14 protein-coding genes and 1 riboswitch are annotated in these 18485 nt (G+C 40.7%); of the genes, 12 read left to right on the plus strand and 2 right to left on the minus strand.

The window, feature by feature from the left end; translation table 11 throughout:
* Positions 1-19 precede the first annotated feature (19 nt).
* From ACH30E_RS14850 to ACH30E_RS14890, 9 genes are all read left to right on the plus strand, one after another.
* Positions 20-1477, plus strand: a complete 1458-nt coding sequence (locus ACH30E_RS14850) for a circularly permuted type 2 ATP-grasp protein (RefSeq protein WP_294997129.1) — start codon at positions 20-22, stop codon at positions 1475-1477.
* Between the two features lie 40 nt (positions 1478-1517).
* Positions 1518-2459 carry an alpha-E domain-containing protein gene (locus ACH30E_RS14855; protein WP_294997132.1) on the plus strand — a complete coding sequence of 314 codons (942 nt, stop codon included), beginning with the start codon at positions 1518-1520 and terminating at the stop codon, positions 2457-2459.
* A 12-nt stretch (positions 2460-2471) separates the two neighbouring features.
* Positions 2472-3410, plus strand: coding sequence for a transglutaminase family protein (locus ACH30E_RS14860; protein ID WP_490825452.1), 939 nt, complete (start codon positions 2472-2474; stop codon positions 3408-3410).
* Entirely contained in the window at positions 3391-3930 is a 540-nt protein-coding gene (locus ACH30E_RS14865; RefSeq protein WP_490847353.1) for a hypothetical protein, read from the plus strand. Before ACH30E_RS14860 ends, ACH30E_RS14865 begins: the two co-directional genes overlap by 20 nt.
* 28 nt (positions 3931-3958) lie before the next feature.
* Positions 3959-5236: a replication-associated recombination protein A gene (locus tag ACH30E_RS14870; protein WP_294997138.1), complete on the plus strand. Its 1278-nt coding sequence runs from the start codon at positions 3959-3961 to the stop codon at positions 5234-5236.
* Between the two features lie 220 nt (positions 5237-5456).
* Positions 5457-6812, plus strand: a complete 1356-nt coding sequence (locus tag ACH30E_RS14875) for a M20/M25/M40 family metallo-hydrolase (protein WP_490825454.1) — start codon at positions 5457-5459, stop codon at positions 6810-6812.
* Positions 6813-7003: 191 nt separating this feature from the next.
* A complete protein-coding gene (locus tag ACH30E_RS14880; RefSeq protein WP_490825455.1) occupies positions 7004-8023 on the plus strand; it encodes an FAD:protein FMN transferase in 1020 nt (339 codons plus the stop codon).
* Positions 8024-8091: 68 nt separating this feature from the next.
* Complete coding sequence (locus tag ACH30E_RS14885; RefSeq protein WP_490825456.1) at positions 8092-9039, plus strand: formylglycine-generating enzyme family protein; 948 nt, start codon at positions 8092-8094, stop codon at positions 9037-9039.
* Between the two features lie 18 nt (positions 9040-9057).
* Positions 9058-10377, plus strand: coding sequence for a Gfo/Idh/MocA family protein (locus ACH30E_RS14890; RefSeq protein ID WP_490825457.1), 1320 nt, complete (start codon positions 9058-9060; stop codon positions 10375-10377).
* A 186-nt stretch (positions 10378-10563) separates the two neighbouring features.
* Here ACH30E_RS14890 and ACH30E_RS14895 read toward each other — a convergent pair whose 3' ends face one another.
* Positions 10564-12045, minus strand: coding sequence for an NAD(P)/FAD-dependent oxidoreductase (locus ACH30E_RS14895; RefSeq protein ID WP_490825458.1), 1482 nt, complete (start codon positions 12043-12045; stop codon positions 10564-10566).
* Between the two features lie 101 nt (positions 12046-12146).
* On the opposite strand from ACH30E_RS14895, the gene ACH30E_RS14900 reads away from it, so the two are divergent.
* A complete protein-coding gene (locus ACH30E_RS14900; protein ID WP_490825459.1) occupies positions 12147-12596 on the plus strand; it encodes a GNAT family N-acetyltransferase in 450 nt (149 codons plus the stop codon).
* A 24-nt stretch (positions 12597-12620) separates the two neighbouring features.
* Here ACH30E_RS14900 and uvrA read toward each other — a convergent pair whose 3' ends face one another.
* Positions 12621-15500: an excinuclease ABC subunit UvrA gene (uvrA, locus tag ACH30E_RS14905; RefSeq protein WP_490825460.1), complete on the minus strand. Its 2880-nt coding sequence runs from the start codon at positions 15498-15500 to the stop codon at positions 12621-12623.
* Between the two features lie 189 nt (positions 15501-15689).
* A riboswitch (SAM riboswitch) is annotated at positions 15690-15806 on the plus strand.
* A 187-nt stretch (positions 15807-15993) separates the two neighbouring features.
* Between uvrA and ACH30E_RS14910 the strand changes: the two genes are divergently transcribed.
* Positions 15994-17175, plus strand: a complete 1182-nt coding sequence (locus ACH30E_RS14910) for a trans-sulfuration enzyme family protein (RefSeq protein ID WP_490825461.1) — start codon at positions 15994-15996, stop codon at positions 17173-17175.
* Between the two features lie 4 nt (positions 17176-17179).
* Positions 17180-18436, plus strand: a complete 1257-nt coding sequence (locus ACH30E_RS14915) for a homoserine dehydrogenase (RefSeq protein WP_294996639.1) — start codon at positions 17180-17182, stop codon at positions 18434-18436.
* Positions 18437-18485 lie beyond the last annotated feature (49 nt).

The following is an 18485-nucleotide window of genomic DNA, read 5'->3' on the forward strand; positions in this document are numbered from 1 at the left end:
ACCTGACAAATAACTGCCTATGCATGAAGACTTATTCAAGCAATACCAAACCAGACCGGGATCCTGGGATGAGATGAAGGAAATGGATGCCGTACGACTACCTTATCACTCAATTTGCCATGAAATCAGCAGCTTAAGCTTAACCGAACTCGAGCAAAAAGATAAAATGGCCGCTGAACTTTTTATGAGTCAGGGTATTACGTTTACCGTATACAGCGACAATGAGGGTATCGAAAGAATCTTTCCTTATGATATCATCCCAAGAGTAATCACCAATAAAGAATGGGAGCAAATTGAAACAGGTATAAAACAGCGCTTAAAGGCACTCAATTTATTCCTGAAAGATATTTACCATGAACAGCAGATATTAAAAGATGGTATCATCCCTGCATCGCTTATTGCTTCCTGTCCCCATTTTACCAGAGAAGTTTTTGGCATTAATGTACCACATGATATCTATGTGCATATAGCCGGCATTGACCTGATTCGCGGAGCAGATGGTAGTTTTTATATCCTGGAAGATAACCTGCGTACGCCTTCAGGTGTTTCTTATATGCTTGAAAACAGGGAAGTCACCAAAAGATTATTCCCCGATTTACTGGCGCAGAGTAATGTTCGGATGATTAATAATTACCCCCTTTTGCTACATGACAACCTGATTGCCATGTCGCCCAGAAAAGTAGACAACCCTATGGTTGTATTACTTACACCCGGGGTTTTTAACTCCGCCTATTTTGAACATACATTCCTGGCCCGACAAATGGGCATTCAATTAGTAGAGGGAAGGGACCTGCTGGTCGATAACCACAAGGTTTATATGAAAACTACCGGAGGACTCCGACAGGTTGATGTCATTTACCGGAGAATTGATGATGAATACCTTGATCCACTTGTATTCAGGCCAGACAGTGCATTGGGAGTACCCGGGTTGATGAGTGCTTACAGGAAAGGCAATGTAGCGATCGTGAATGCCCTGGGTAATGGCGTCGCTGATGATAAAGCAGTTTATGCCTATGTGCCTGCTATGATACGTTATTACCTGAATGAAGAACCCATCATACCTAATGTACCTACCTATCAATTAAAAAATGAAGAGGAAAGACAATATGTTTTCGCGAACATGGATCAAATGGTCATTAAGGAAACCAACCAATCGGGCGGTTATGGTATGGTTATGGGTAATAAAGCAAGTGAAGCTGAACTTGAAAAAGCAAAAGCCGCTATACTGCTTAACCCAAGAAATTTTATTGCACAGCCCATCATACAATTATCTACCGTACCCTGTTTGATTGACGGTAAATTACGCGCAAGACATGTTGATCTTCGTCCTTATGCATTGTGTTCTCCTAACGGCATAGAAATAGTCGCTGGTGGACTTACCCGCGTTGCGCTTCGTGAAGGATCACTGGTGGTCAATTCTTCGCAGGGAGGTGGTAGTAAAGATACCTGGGTAGTAGATATACCCGAAAATGATTAGGTCGTGATAAAATTATTTATAAAGTCAATTTTGAAATAAAATGCTTAGTAGAATAGCAGATTCTTTATACTGGTTCCACAGATATATGGAAAGAGCAGATGGCTTGCTTCGACTGCTTAAGACCAGTTATATCCTTTCATTCGATAAAGTTCAAACAAGTGCGATAACATGGCAACCAGCATTAGAAATATTTACCAGTTTACCTCCCGATGAAATCAATATCTTAAAAAAAGACAATGCCGCTGCACTAAAATATTTACTGCTCGACACCAGTAACCAGAATTCCCTAAAAGTGATCCTTACCCGTGCACGCGAAAATGCAAGAGGCGTGCAGGATCAGATTACCAAAGAAGTTTGGGAACAAATCAACCTGATATACCACCTGATCAACCATCCTTCCACACAGGAAAAACTGAAGGGCAAAGATGCAATACTCGTGATAGATTCCTTTATTAACCAAAGTGATCAGTTTTGTGGCATCACAGACAGCACCATGCCCAGGGGGCAGGGATGGAACTATATGAACCTCGGTAAATACACAGAAAGATGTTTGTTAACGGTTGAATTCACCTATAATTTCTTCAAAAAAACAAACTATAATTTACAGCAGGAAGAGGATATTCTTTTCTGGCGTGGATTATTACTCGCCTTATCCGGCTACGAACATCACCTGAAAAATTACAGCAACCAACACCATAATTATAATGTTGCCAAACAGGTTTTATTCGACAAACATTTTCCGAGGTCTTTATATTATGCTTTAGAACGTGCGCATAAATATTTATCGGATATTGCGATCTCAAATCCAATTGAAGGGAGTGCTGCCATTACACGATCTTTTGGAAGAACTAATAGTTACGTTAGGTATTCTGATCTGGAGGCTGTAGCAGAAGCAGGACTTGACAATTTTCTGTTACAGGTAAGGCAACATTTAAATGAGTTTACCAGACAGTTTGGTCAGCTCTATTTTTCGTACGCATAAAGTAATTTATTCATGCCCATTTTCACGATTCAACATATCACCAAATACCAATACGACAGGCCTGTAAAAGAGAGTGTGAATGAAATCAAGATATATCCTTATGTTGATGCGCACCAGGAAATATTACAACACGATATTTTTATCACCGGCAATCCCGAAGTTTTTATTTCCTATGATTACTGGAACAACAAGAAAGGAAGTTTTAACCTGCTACCCCCACATAAAGAGTTGATCATCGACAGCAGGTTAAAAATCAAAACGGCTGATTGGACAACAAAAGCAATTCCTGGCAGTTTACCAGACAGTTTACCTACTGTTGCCGAACAGGATATGCACTTATTATCCCTAAGCACTGCAACGCCCATTCTTGCTGAAGCGGAAATACAACGTTATGCTGCTGCTATTTTTCATCAGGACAAGCAAGTAGCAATGATCATCAAAGATTGTTGCGAGTTTGTGTATACTCATTTCACCTATATAAAAGGTATTACTACGATTGAATCTAGTGTGGATGAAATTTTGGAGAAAAAAGCAGGTGTTTGTCAGGATTTCGCCCATGTAATGCTGGAGATATTGCGAAGAATGAATATACCAGCCCGGTATGTCAGCGGATATATCTGCCCCAATAAAAATGGCATGCGCGGTGAAGGTGCAACCCATGCCTGGGTAGAAGCCTATGTACCCGCATATGGCTGGCTGGGTGTTGACCCAACAAATAATGTAGTGGTTACACAGCATCACGTAAAGCTTGCCGTAGGTCGCGATTTTAATGATTGCAGCCCGGTAAAAGGCACTTTTAAAGGACCGGCCCAACAATCTTTATCTGTATATGTTTCCGTAGGTTATGAAGACGGAGCCAAATTTGAAGAGTTGAATGATGTTTATTTAGAACAACAAAATACACAGGTACCAGCCATTATAATTGATACATTTGCGGGGCAACAACAATAACGCTATGCTGGCACTTAAAATATTTCGAATACTCACTTATGTACTGGTTCCGATTGCCTGCTTTTTTGGATTGCTGGATTTACTGCTGCTTATTCCGGCTATGGCTAATCCAGCCATGTGGTTAATGCTGTTTCTGTTTGCGGGTATTGTAATCTATACTTTTTCATCCCTGAAATTTCTAAGATCAGGCATCGAACGCAATGCAAGGTGTAAGCCCTCACTTAAAGATTGGGTTAAAGTAAATGCATATGTTAGTCTGGCATTGGGTTCTATGTTTTTGGTGAATTCAATAGGCATATTATCCCTTGGTCCGGTCGCTTTAAACGACCTTGTTACTCAAATGATCGATTCCCAGCCTAATTTGCCAAAAGGTATGGATCCGGATTTACTGGTTTCCATGCTGAAAGGTGTAGCAGGTTTTATGCTTGTAACAAGTGTGATTATACTAACCCATGTGATACTTGGATTGGGTATGTTAAAAAAATTCGCACACTTGTTTATGCCTCCCGCACAACAATAGCCTCATTTCTTTTTCGTAATTTTCAATAGTGAATACGGCAGCTCCATTAGCAGAAAGAATGCGTCCGGTAGTATTGGACGACCTTGTTGGACAGGAACACCTGACAGGCAAAGGAAGTATTTTGAGAACTTCCATTGAAAATGGAAGGATACCCTCTATGCTTTTATGGGGCCCACCAGGTGTTGGTAAAACGACTATCGCCAATATTATAGCCCATACTCTAGCTGCTCCCTATTTTCAACTCAGTGCCATCAGCAGTGGAGTAAAAGATGTAAGAGAAGTTATTGAAGAAGCGAAACATCGTCCGGGTGCGGTATTATTCATAGATGAAATTCATCGCTTCAACAAAGGCCAGCAGGACGCACTATTAGGCGCTGTTGAAAAAGGAATCATTACACTTATTGGAGCAACTACCGAAAACCCGTCTTTTGAAGTTAACAGTGCCTTATTAAGCAGGTGTCAGGTATATGTGTTGAAAGCTTTACAAGATGCGGATCTCATCAGGTTGTTACAGGAGGTTGCCTCCAAAGACAGCTTGTTACAAGCTTATAAAATTGAACTGGCAGAAACTGCCGCCCTGATCAATATTTCCGGAGGTGATGCCAGAAAATTATTGAACTTATTTGAGCTTGTGGTACAAACAGCCAGCCTCAAACAAAACACAAAAGATATTCGTATAACCGATTCACTGGTAATGGAAGTAGCGCAAAAGAAAGTTGCGCTTTACGATAAACAGGGTGAGCAGCATTACGATATTATATCTGCCTTTATCAAAAGTATGCGTGGCAGTGATCCCAACGGTGCAGTTTATTGGCTCGCAAGGATGATTGAAGGAGGAGAGGATGTGAAATTTATAGCTCGAAGAATGGTGATCTTTGCGAGTGAAGATATTGGTAATGCTAATCCTAATGCACTACTATTGGCCAATGCCAGTTTTGATGCGGTAAATAAAATTGGTTACCCGGAAAGCCGGATCATTCTTTCACAATGCGCCACCTATCTCGCTTCTTCCCCTAAAAGTAATGCAGCTTATGTTGCAATTGATATGGCTATTGCCACAGTTCAAAAGCAGGGGGATCTGCCTGTTCCCATGCATATTCGCAATGCCCCTACCCAACTCATGAAAAACATGAATTATGGAAAAGGGTATCAATACTCACATATGGGAGAAGGTAATTTTATTCCGCAGGAATATTTACCCGATAAAATAGCCGGAACCAAGTTTTATGAGCCGGGCAATAACGCGAGAGAACAGGAACTCCGCAAATTCCTCAAAGAAAGATGGAAGGATAAATACAATTACTAACTCCTCTGCGTAAACGCTGTTATCTCTTGTTCTCTGCGGTGCCTTTCCTTCTTCAAGGTAACGATAGGAAAGGCACCGCAGAGAACAAGAGGACAGGGAGTTTACGCAGAGATATGTTTAAGACATTTTCACCCTAACGAACACCTCTTTTACCGACTCATCCACTAAACAAATGGTAATGAGCCATGTTATTCATAGATTTAATACCCAATTCTGCATTATGAAAAATATATTACGCTTAATTATTGTTACTGGTTTTGTAGCCCTTACAACTACTACACACGCTCAAACCATTATACAACGTGACCCTGAGATTGAGAAAATGGTGAAAGAAGTAAATGCCGATTCTCTGAAAGCCTATATCTACAAACTTGTAAGTTTCGGTACCAGAAATACCCTGAGTACACAATCAGACCCTAACAGGGGTATTGGTGCAGCAAGAAACTGGGTACTGCAAAAGTTTAATGAATTCGCTAAAAAATCGAATGGCAGGTTAACCGCTTATATTGATACTACTACTCTTCAGAAAGGCGGCAGGGTTGATACCACCATTCTGTTAGGTAATGTAATGGCCATTCTGAAAGGAACCGATACGGCTGATAAAAGAATTTTTGTGATTAGTGGTCACCTCGACAATATGCGCTCCAGTGTTCTGGATCGTGTAGGTGATGCACCTGGTGCTAATGATGATGGCAGCGGAACTGCCGCCGTTATTGAAAGTGCAAGGGTTATGAGCCAGCGCAGTTTTCCGGCAACGATCATCTTTGTAGCCGTGAGTGGCGAAGAACAAGGTTTATTAGGTGCAAAATTCATGGCTACCAAAGCAAAAACCGAGGGCTGGAATATTGAAGCGGTGCTGAATAATGATATCATGGGTAGTAATAATACCAGTGAAACAAATATTATTGATAATACCCGTATACGTGTTTTTAGTGAAGGAATTCCTGCTTATGAAACAGAAAAGAATATTCGCAATATCCGTCAATTAGGTTTAGAGAATGATGGAAAAGCACGTCAACTGGCACGATATGCAAAAGAGATTGGCGAACGCTATGTGGACAATCTGGAAGTAGTAATGATTTATAGAAATGACCGTTTCCTTCGTGGTGGTGACCATACTTCATTTATTGAACAGGGGTATGCTGCAGTTCGTTTTACAGAAATGAATGAAAATTATTATCATCAGCACCAGAATGTTCGTGTTGAAAATGGTATCCAGTACGGCGACCTTCCTGAGTTTATGGATTTTGAATACCTGCGTAAGAATACTGCCATGAATCTCAGTAACCTTGCCAACTTATCAAAAGCACCAGCAATGCCAGAAGATGTTAAGATCCAAGCTGGAAGACTTACCAACTACAGTTCGATCAGTTGGAAAGCTCCGAAAACGGGTAAAACAAAAGGATATTATGTGCTTGTAAGAGAAACAACCAGTCCGGTTTGGCAAAAGAAGTTTTTTACTACTGATACCAGTTATAATTTACCTTTCTCCAAAGACAACTATTTCTATGCCGTTCAATCGGTTAACGAAACAGGAAATGAGAGTCTGGCAGTAGTGCCTGGGGTTGCAAGATAGTTATACCAATGCTAGAATAAAATTTATACCATCAATCAACAACTCTAATACTGGCAAATCATAGAGATTGGTGTCGGATTAAATACAAGAAAGCCATCTGCAAATACAGATGGCTTTCTTTATTGACCTGCTTTTAGTAATAAATAAATCAATAAAAAAACAGAACTTTAATCAAATTGCAGGCTACCAACATGAGAAAAAACTGCCCTAGATTTTTACCCTTCTTTATTTTTTTCCTACTGCTCATCTGTACCACTAATTCAGTTAATGCTCAATTAAAGAAATATGTTTTTGAAGCCGAGAAAATGGGATCTCCCCTACGCATTATAATGATGTGTGACGATTCTGCAAAAGCAGCTAAGCTGGCAAAACAAGCATATGCACTAACGGATAGCATTAATGCCATCATCAGCGATTACGATACAAGCAGTGAGCTTAGCAGATTAAACAGTTCATCGGGTTCAGCAGAGCCAATCACTGTGTCTCCACTCCTACTCAGACTCATGTGGCATGCAGGAATGGCACATCACCATAGCAGGGGTGCTTTTGATGCCAGTATCGGACCATTGAGTAAGCTATGGCGTAAAGCAAGGAAAGAAAATATATTTCCAACTACAGAGATTGAAGAAAAGAAAAAGCTGGTGAATTTTGGACTTGTTTATATAGATAGAGTAAAAAGTACTGTATGGATAAAAAAAACGGGTATGTCGATCGACTTTGGCGGAATTGGTAAAGGATTCATGGCGAATCAGCTACTCGAACTCTTTTATTCAAAAGGTATCAGACAGGTAATGATTGATGCCGGCGGAGATATAGCAGTTGGCGAAGCTCCTGAAGGAACAAAGGGCTGGCAAATAGGAATTGTGCTACCAGAGACTACCGATCAATTATTTCAAAAAAAACTTACGCTGGAATACAAGGCCATTGCAACATCAGGAAGCATCTATCAATATTTTGAGCATGAAGGGAAAAAATACTCCCACATCATAGATCCGCGGACTGGCTATGGCATTCAAACCCCAAGAAATGTAACGGTGATAGCTGGTTCAGGAGAGGATGCAGACTGGCTGGCTACCGCATGCAGTATCTTATCAATAAAGGAAGCCTTAAAGCTGGTTAAATTTATGAATGCGGCTATTTTAATCACAGAAGTATCGAATGGGCGGGTAATCACCCACGCTTCTAAAAATTTTTACCGTTACTGGAAATAAATTCACCCAAAAATGTCTGGCTCTTTTGATAAAAAATTATCTTCCCTATCCTAAATAATGTATTGCGCGTGAAAAAAATTGGCTTGTTGATTGTTGTATCGATTCTAACTTCTTCCTTGATAGGACAACCAGCTTTCAACACATACGAGCAGGAAATTCCGGGTAGTGCTTTCCGGTTTAAAATGGTTCCTGTTAAAGCGGGTGATTTTATCATTGGAAGCCAGCCATCCGATAAGAGCAGCAATACAAATGAAGGTCCCCAACAAAAAATTCATATTTCAGCATTCTGGATGTCTGCCTATGAAGTAACCCGGGATGAATTTGATGTTTTCCTGAAAGATGAAAAAACTAGCCAAAACTCAGATGTAGATGCAATAACACGTCCAAGTCCACAGTACATTGATTTCAGTTGGGGCATGGGAAAAGAAGGCGGATATCCTGCCAATAGTATGTCGCAACATGCTGCCCTGATGTATTGCAGATGGTTATATCAGCAAACTGGTATCTTTTATCGATTACCAACTGAGGCAGAATGGGAATATGCCTGCAGGGCAGGTACAACAACAAGGTATTATTTCGGGGACGATAGTTCACAAATAGAGAACTATGCCTGGTATGAAAAAAACAGTGGCGACAAGTTTCATAAGGTTGGAGAAAAAAAGCCCAATGCCTGGGGTTTATATGATATGCTTGGCAATGTTTTGGAATGGACATTAGATCACTATGAAGAAAAGCGGTATGAAACCATACAAAAAACAGATCCGGTGGTTGCGCCTAACAGCAGTCGCTATCCAAAGGTTTTGCGTGGCGGTGGTTTTACTGAATCTGCTACTGACTTAAGTATTACAAGGCGGTATCAATCAGCTCCGTCCTGGAACAGAAGGGATCCTCAAATTCCTAAAAGTAAATGGTGGCTTACGGATGCAAGAACCGTAGGGTTCCGAATTGTAAGACCATTAAAACAACCCTCAGCGGAAGAAATCAATCAATTTTTCACTTCCTATCTTGGTATATAATCCTTAAAACTACTCACCATGAACAACGATGCCAGTCAAAAATCCCGCAGGGATTTCATGAAACAATCCTCTTTACTTGCAGGTGGATTAATTGCTGCTCCTCTATTATCCAAAGCCAATTATTTTTCCGGCGCAGATGATGTAATTAAAGTAGCATTGATTGGTTGCGGTGGTCGCGGCACTGGTGCAGCCATGCAGGCATTAATGAGTAAACAAAACGTTAAGCTGGTTGCTATGGCCGATGCGTTTAAGGACAATGTAGACAAGTGTTACCAAAATCTTATGTCTGATGAATTAACAGAAGAAGCCAAAAAAAGAGTTGATGTACCGGAAGAAAGAAGGTTTGCCGGTTTCGATGCTTATGCTAAAGCTATCCCATTAGCGGATGTAGTTATTCTAACAACTCCTCCCGGTTTCCGTCCTATACATTTTGAAGAAGCCATTAAGCAGAACAAACACGTGTTCATGGAAAAACCGGTAGCGACAGATCCTGCCGGGGTTCAGAAAGTGTTGGCAAGCGCTGCCATCGCAAAACAAAAGAAATTGAATGTAGTGGTTGGATTACAAAGACGTTACCAAAACTCTTACCGTGAATTGTTTTCCCGAAAAGATATGATTGGTGATATTACTTCCGCCCAAGCATGGTGGAACAATGATGGTGTATGGGTAAGACCTCGTAAAGCCGGACAAACAGAAATGGAATACCAAATGCGTAACTGGTATTATTTTGTATGGCTTTGTGGCGATCATATTGCCGAGCAACATATACATAACCTGGATGTGATTAACTGGTTCAAGGATGGCTACCCTGTTAAAGCACAGGGAATGGGTGGCAGACAGGTGCGCAAAGGAAAAGACCATGGTGAAATCTTCGACCACCATTTTGTAGAATTTGAATATGCTGACGGAACCATACTAAATAGCCAGTGCAGACATATTCCTGGCACTATGAGTCGTGTTGATGAATTATTAATCGGCACAAAAGGAAGGATCGCATTTGGTAAAGCGAATATTACCGATGGCAAAGGAAAAGTATTGTATGAGTTTGATAAAAAAACGGAGAATAATCCATACCAGACCGAACATGATGAACTATTTGCTGCCATCGCTAAAGGTGAATACAAATTCCATGATGCAGAAAACGGTGCTAAAAGCACCATGACTTCCATTCTTGGTCGTATGGCTACTTATAGTGGTCAGGTAATTACCTGGGACAAGGCCATTAATTCAGGATTGAATTTATCACCTCAAACTTATGCATGGGATGCCATGCCTCCTGTAGTACCTAATGCAGATGGATTTTATCCCATCGCTACTCCGGGGGTAACTAGATATTAGCTTCAGGCTGCAAGCCGCAAGCTACAAGCCTTGATGGGTGCTTGTTTCGAGTATACTGCTATTAACTTAATAGAACACGGATTTTCATGATTTTCAAGATCTATCATGATAAATCTTGAAAATCATGAAAATCCGTGTTCTATCCTACGCTAAACTCGCAGCTAATCTCAAGCTTTTTAAGCTTTATCAGTTGTTTACTTTTTGCGGTATCATTCTCCCCGCTCCTGCTACCTGATCGCCTGTTCCCCTGTTGCCGCCCTCATGGTATTCCGCATCTTCATTTACTTCCCACAGGTCGTAAATTTCTTCACCTGCAATAATATTTTTTGCGGCCAGCATTGCAGTCATCATACTATGATCCTGGTTATTGTATTTGTGCATACCATTCCTTCCTACCAGGTATAAGCCTGGATAAGCTTTTATAGCCTGACGAATGCTTTCCACATGAGATTTGTATTCCTGATCGTATACCGGATAAGCTTTAGGTTGACGTACTACATAACCATCCACTACAGAGGTCGCATTGGTTAGACCAATTTTTTCAATTTCCTTTTTCCCAAGTTCAATCAGCGTTTCATCACTGCTCGTCCAGAGACCATCTCCTTCAAAACAGAAATATTCCAATCCGTAACAGGCCATTTCAGGATCGGGAACCATGTATGGGCTCCATGATTTGAAGTTTTGTATTCTTCCCACTTTAACGCTTGGGTCATGAATATAAATCCAGTTATCGCTAAATGCGTCTTCATCGCGACAAATTAATACTACTGTTAAAAAGTCGCGATAACCTAATGATGCAGCAGATTTTAGCACTGATGGCGCAAATGCAGGTGATACGCTTGCAACAAGTTCACGCATGGGTGCGGAAGAAAGTACATAATCAAAATCCGAGAACACACCTTTATTATTCGTTACTACTGACCATTTTTGCTGTTCATACTGAATTTGCTGAACGCCGCAGTTCATTTCAAGCACCATGCCATTTGCTTTGGCTTTCTCGGCACATACTTCCCACATCATTCCTGGTCCTTGTTTAGGATAACGGAAAGAATCAATCAGGGTCTTGATTACTTTATCTTTATCTCCAGCTTTTTTAGAAGGTTTTACGAGTGCATTCCAGATGGCACTGCTTAGTGACAACCCTTTAATTCTTTGAGCTGCCCAATCAGCACTTATTTCATTACAGGGTATTCCCCAAACTTTCTCGGTATAAGTTTTAAAGAAAATATTAAAGAGTCTTTTCCCGAATTGATTGGTTACCCAGTCTTCAAAATTTGCAGGATTTTTAATCGGAAACAATTTTGCTTTGAGGTAACTCAATACACAAAGTCCGCTTTCAATAATTCCAAGCTTATTCAAAGCTTCAAACGCAACAAGTGGGTATGAAAAGAATTTATGGTTATAATAAATGCGGGAGCTTCTGGGTCTTTCCAGCATTTCATCGCCCAGTATTTCTGTCCAAAAGTCTTCTACCTCTTTTGATTTTGAAAAAAACCGATGCCCGCCAATATCAAAATGATACCCCTTATAGGATTCAGTTCTGGAAATACCTCCAACGTATTGAGGATCTTTCTCAAAAACAGTTACTGATTGTCCGTCTTTGGCTAATAAATAGGCTGCAGTTAAACCTGCCGGGCCTGCGCCAATTATGGCTATTCGTTTTTTCATATTCCTTTCGTACAAAAAATAAATTATTCTTAGCGGGCCAAAGTTGTGAAATAAATATGGTACTACCATTATTTTTGCCCGGATCAACCAGATATTCCTTTATGAGCGCTTATAATTGGCAATGTAAAAGCTTTGATGAGCTTACCCCACATGAACTGTATGCTATTATGCAGCTCAGAAGTGAAGTATTTGTAGTAGAACAAAACTGCCCCTACCTGGATCCCGATGGGAAAGACTATTCTTCCTGGCACCTTATTGGTTGGGATGGAGATAAGCTGGTAGCTTATAGCCGTCTGTTGCCTGCAGGACTTGCCTTCCAAGAGATTTCGATTGGGAGGGTTGTTAGTTCCCCTGCTTACAGGGGCACTGGAGCCGGTAAGGAACTGATGAATCATGCAATTGAAAAGTCTCACCAATTATTCGGTCCCCAACCCATTCGAATCGGGGCTCAGTTATATCTGAAAAAGTTTTATGAGTCACTCGGCTTTATTCAGGCAAGCGAAATGTACCTGGAAGATGGCATTGAGCACGTGGAAATGGTTAGGGCTTGATGACCATAGACCATGGTCTATGGTCTATAGTCCCAATTCCTCCTTTACAAACCTAGCTGTGTGGCTTTTTTTGTTGTGCACCATTTCTTCGGGGGTGCCTTCGAAGAGTATCAGACCGCCGCCATCACCTCCTTCAGGTCCGAGGTCAATGATGTGATCAGCTACTTTAATTACATCCAGGTTATGCTCAATTACCAATACTGTATTTCCTCTTTCTACCAGTTTATTCAATACATCCAATAAGTGACGGATATCTTGAAAATGAAGACCAGTTGTTGGCTCATCGAGTATATAGAAAGTTTTACCGGTATCTTTTTTTCCCAGTTCTGTAGCGAGTTTCACACGCTGTGCTTCTCCTCCACTCAAGGTTACTGCAGACTGACCAAGTGTTATGTAACCCAATCCCACATCCTGCAACACTTTTACTTTACGGTAGAGAAAATGCACAGGTTGAAAGAACTCACAGGCTTCATCGACCGTCATGTTTAATACATCACTGATAGATTTTCCCTTGTATCGAATTTCAAGCGTTTCCCGATTGTATCGTTTACCATTACATTTCTCGCAATGCACATATACGTCCGGAAGAAAGTTCATCTCTATTACACGCATTCCTCCTCCTTCACACATATCACAACGGCCACCTTTTACATTAAAAGAAAATCGTCCGGCATTGTAACCCCTAATTTTCGCTTCAGGAACAGAAGCAAACAATGTCCTTATTTCCGTAAAGAAGCCACAATAGGTGGCAGGATTACTTCTTGGCGTTCTTCCAATGGGAGATTGATCAATCTCGATAACTTTATCAATATGCTCTAACCCTTTTACGGTTTTAAATGGCATAGGACTCACTCTGCTATTGTAACAATGTTTTGATAAGAGTGGATATAGTGTTTCATTGATGAGCGTAGATTTTCCACTTCCGCTTACACCACTTACTACAATCAGCTTACCTAATGGAAACTGCACACTAACTTCTTTTAAGTTATTACCCGCTGCGCCTTTTAGTTCAAGTATTTTACCATTTCCCTTTCTTCTCTCCGATGGTATATCAATGCGTTTTTGTCCATTAAGGTACTGAGCCGTTTCTGAATGGCTTTTCAATACTTCAGCGGGCGTTCCTGCTGCTACTATTTGTCCGCCATAGGTTCCGGCCCTTGGACCAATATCCACCAAATGATCGGCAGCCAGCATGATGTCTTTATCGTGTTCCACCACAAGAACGGTATTACCGATATTACGCAGATTCTGTAAGGCTTTAATGAGTTGGTGATTGTCGCGCTGGTGCAAACCAATTGAGGGCTCATCGAGGATATAAGTTATCCCCTGCAATTGAGATCCAATCTGAGTTGCAAGTCTGATACGCTGCGACTCGCCTCCACTAAGGGTTCTGGAAGGTCTGTTTAAGGACAGATAGGTTAAACCAACATCAAGTAAAAATTGTAGCCTTTCCCTGATTTCTTTCAGGATATCTTTTGCGATGACATTTTGTTTTTTATCCAATCTTTTTTCAATTCCCTCAAACCAGTGGTAGAGTTTATCCAGGTTCAGGTTACTGAGTGTTGCAATATTATTATCGTCAATTTTAAACCAAAGGCTTTCTTTCTTTAACCTCGCTCCATTACATTCATGACAGGTATTTAGTTCCATGAATTGTTCTACCCATTCCCGCAACGATTCGCTGCTTCCTGTTCCGGTGAACCAACGTTTAAGCATGGGAACGATTCCTTCAAAAACACCATCATAAGGTGTTCCTCCAGACACTTCTTCCATGTCGATGGTTTCTTCCGTGATACCGTCTGGATTACCAAACAATAATATATTGAGCGATTTCTCGGGCAGGTCTTTAATCGGTTTATCTAAGCTGATCTTATGTTTTTTTGCCAGTGTTTCCACATTACGAAACATATAGGCATCACGTTGTTCGCCTAAAGGGGCAATTCCACCCTCTTTAATACTCAGTGTTTTGTCTGGTATAACCGACTCCATACTTACGGAATATACATTTCCCAATCCTTTACAGGTTGGACATGCACCATAAGGAGAATTAAAGGAAAAAGCATTTGGAGAAGGTTCTTCGTAACTGATGCCAGTTTCCTCACACATCAGTTGTTTTGAATATTGAACCGTTTTATGGGTATCATTTATGAGTAGGAACATCAGGTCCTTTCCCATTTTTAAAGCTTGTTGCACGCTTTGACTAAGTCTTACGCGCATATCATCCGTTACCTGTAAGCGGTCGATAACAACTTCAATATCATGAATCTTATACCTGTCTACCTGAAGCTTTGGAGTAAGATCAATTACTTCACCATCAACCCGAACCTTGAGGTATCCTTTTTTACGGATGTCTTCAAACAGTTCCCTGTAATGTCCTTTACGACCTCGAATCAATGGCGCCAGTAAAGTGATTTTCTTTTGTTTGAATTTCTGGAAGATGTTTTCAACGATTTCTTCTTCGCTGAATTTGGTCATTTTTTTTCCAGTATTATAACTGTATGCTTCACCAATTCTTGCAAAGAGTAATCGCATAAAATCGTACACTTCAGTAACTGTTCCTACAGTAGAGCGTGGATTTTTATTGGTAGTTTTTTGTTCGATGGAAATAACGGGAGATAGCCCGGTAATTTTATCTACATCTGGGCGCTCCATATCACCCAAAAACTGACGGGCATAGGCGCTGAAACTTTCCATGTACCTGCGCTGGCCTTCATTGTAAATAGTATCAAATGCAAGTGATGATTTACCGCTACCACTAACACCTGTAAATACAACCAGTTTGTTTTTAGGAATCTGGATGTCAACATTTTTAAGGTTATGTTCCCTCGCTCCAAAAACCGCAATCTGATCATCCTGTAATTGCGAATTTTCCTTTTTAGTCTCTTTTAACGTCTTCTTTGCCATAGCTGAATAGTAAAGATAGGAACATCCGGGCAGCTATTATGTTGCACCTGAACAGTCGTTAGTAATATTTTTTTATTTGTTCGAATGCTTTACAGGAAAGGGTTACAGAGAATTAACAAAATAATTTCCCAAACAGATTTGGTAATCTCGCTCCCGCTACCCTACTTTTGCATCAGTTCTTTTCACAACAACTTATCAAGAAAGGCAGAGGGAATTGGCCCGATGATGCCTTGGCAACCCATATCGCTTACTCAGCGGTACGAAGGTGCCAAATCCGATTCCGCCCCAGGCGGAAAGAGATAAGTCAGAGTAATAGTTTGATTTTTAAACGGTTCGCCGTTCTACATAGTTCAAGCTCATCTGACTTACCAGGTGAGCTTTTTTTATGCTCTCCCGGTAAGTCTGCTCTCCTTCTCGATTCGTTGCTTCGAAAAAAACACTGACTAACAACATTCATCATTCCTTTCATCTGAAAGGAGCAAACTGTTTAACAATGAGCAACGCAACAAAACTGATCCACAGTATTCCCGTAGACCCACTGACAGGTGCTATTGCAGTACCCATTTACCAAACATCCACTTTTGTACAGGATGCACCAGGTGTAAACAAAGGGTACGACTATGCCCGCAGCGGAAACCCAACCAGGGCCACACTTGAAAAATTGATTGCTGAACTGGAGCAAGGTGAAGTTGGACTTGCTTTCGCAAGCGGACTGGCAGCCATTGATACCGTAATAAAATTATTAAAGACAGGCGATGAAATTGTGGCGGTTGATGATATTTACGGAGGCGCTTTCCGGTTATTCAACAATGTTTACGAACAGTTTGGAATAAAAGTGCATTATGTAGATACCACTGATGTAGCCAATATTGTAGATGCAATTACCCCCAATACAAAGCTGATCTGGCTGGAAACCCCTACCAATCCAACCCTTAAAATTTCAGATATCGCTGCAATAGCAAAAATTGCGAAAGCTAATGCCTGTTTACTTTGCGTGGATAATACTTTTGCAACACCCGCCCTTCAACAACCTCTTTCACTGGGAGCTGATATTGTAGTTCATAGTGCAACCAAATACCTTGGTGGGCATAGTGACCTTATTGCTGGAATTGTGGTGGCGAAGGACAAGGAAATCGGGGCAAGACTTAAATACCTTCAAAATGCATGCGGTGCAATATTGGGGCCATTTGATAGCTGGCTGGTTATTCGTGGTATCGAAACATTACACCTACGCATTCGTCAGCACTGCTATAGTGCTTTGGCTGTAGCTGAATTCCTGGAAACACATCCTGCGGTTGATAAAGTGTATTATCCCGGGCTTCCTTCACATCCCAATCATGAGATTGCGAAAAAACAGGCGAAAAATTTTGGTGGTATTATTTCTTTTTCACTCAAAGAAGATACAGCAGAAGCAGCCATTGAATTTGTTACCAGCACCCAATTATTCAAACTCGCAGAAAGCCTGGGTGGCATTAAAAGCCTGGTATCTCATCCCGCTAATATGACACACAAATCTATTCCGGCAGAAAAAAGAAGAGCAGCCGGCGTAACAGATAGCCTGATCAGGCTATCACTCGGCCTGGAAGAAACAGAAGACCTGATCAATGACCTTAAAGAGAGTTTTGACCGGATAAAAAACAAACAATCAAAATATTCAACACAAACAATAGCATAAACTAATGGAAGCACACAAACAGTTAACAATTGGATTATTTGGATTTGGAGTAGTGGGAGAAGGCTTGTACAAAGTATTACAACAAACCCCTTCCCTGAAAGCAACAATCAAAAAAGTTTGTATCAGAAACGCCGATAAAAAAAGAGATGCCCCTGGCGATTTATTTACTACGGAAAGGCAAATACTTTTAAACGATCCTGAAATTAATGTGATTGTTGAAGTAATCGACGATGCCAATGCGGCCTTTGAAATTGTATCTACCGCTTTACAAAATGGAAAAGCTGTAGTAAGTGCAAGCAAAAAAATGATCGCAGAACATTTACAGGAACTACTGGAAATTCAGGAACAAACTGGCCAGTCATTTTTATATGAGTCATCTGCCTGTGCCTCCATTCCCGTAATCAGGAACCTGGAAGAATATTATGACAATGATCTTCTCCATTCCATCAAAGCTATTGTGAACGGGTCAACCAATTTTATACTCACCAAAATGTTTGAGGATAAGCTCGATTTCCAATCGGCACTCTTACTTGCGCAACAACTCGGTTTTGCGGAAAGTAACCCTAAGCTGGATGTTGAAGGATATGATGCTTTGAACAAATGGGTTATATTACTGAACCATGCGTATGGTATTGTTTCAACACCGGAAGAACTTTTATTTAGCGGCATACAAAATATTCAATTGAGCGATGCCCTTGTAGCTAAAGAAAAAAATCTGGATATCAAATTAATTGCCCAGGCCAAAAAGCTTAAAAACGGTACCGTAGCGGCTTTCGTTTTACCACAATTCGTTAAACAGGATGATCCATTATCATTTGTTAAAAATGAATACAATGGAGTTGTAATAGAAAGTGGTTTTGCCGATAAGCAATTCTTTTATGGTAAAGGAGCAGGTAGCTTCCCTACTGCATCTGCTGTACTGAGTGATATTGCCGCATTAAGGTATAATTACAGGTATGAATATAAAAAATTATACCACCATACACCACATACTTTAACCAATGATTTTTACCTTAAAGTATATATCAGTTTTGATGACTGGAAATATATTCCAAGGGAAGAATTTGAATGGATCGAAGAATGGCATGCAGAAGCAGAGAGAAAATACCTGGTTGGTGTTTTACATGTAAGCAAGCTAATCAACAGTAATTGGTGGAAAGAGAACAACAGCTCTCTGATTCTTACTGCGGACCCCATAATCGACAACCTTGATGTGGTTAAGCTGAAGAAAAAAAGCCTGGAACTGGCAGGTGTGGCATAAAGATAATTGCAGTTTAGCAGCGTTTTCCTTTTCTTCGCTTTGTGAATTC

The organism is Sediminibacterium sp. FW305-C-61 (assembly GCF_058231065.1).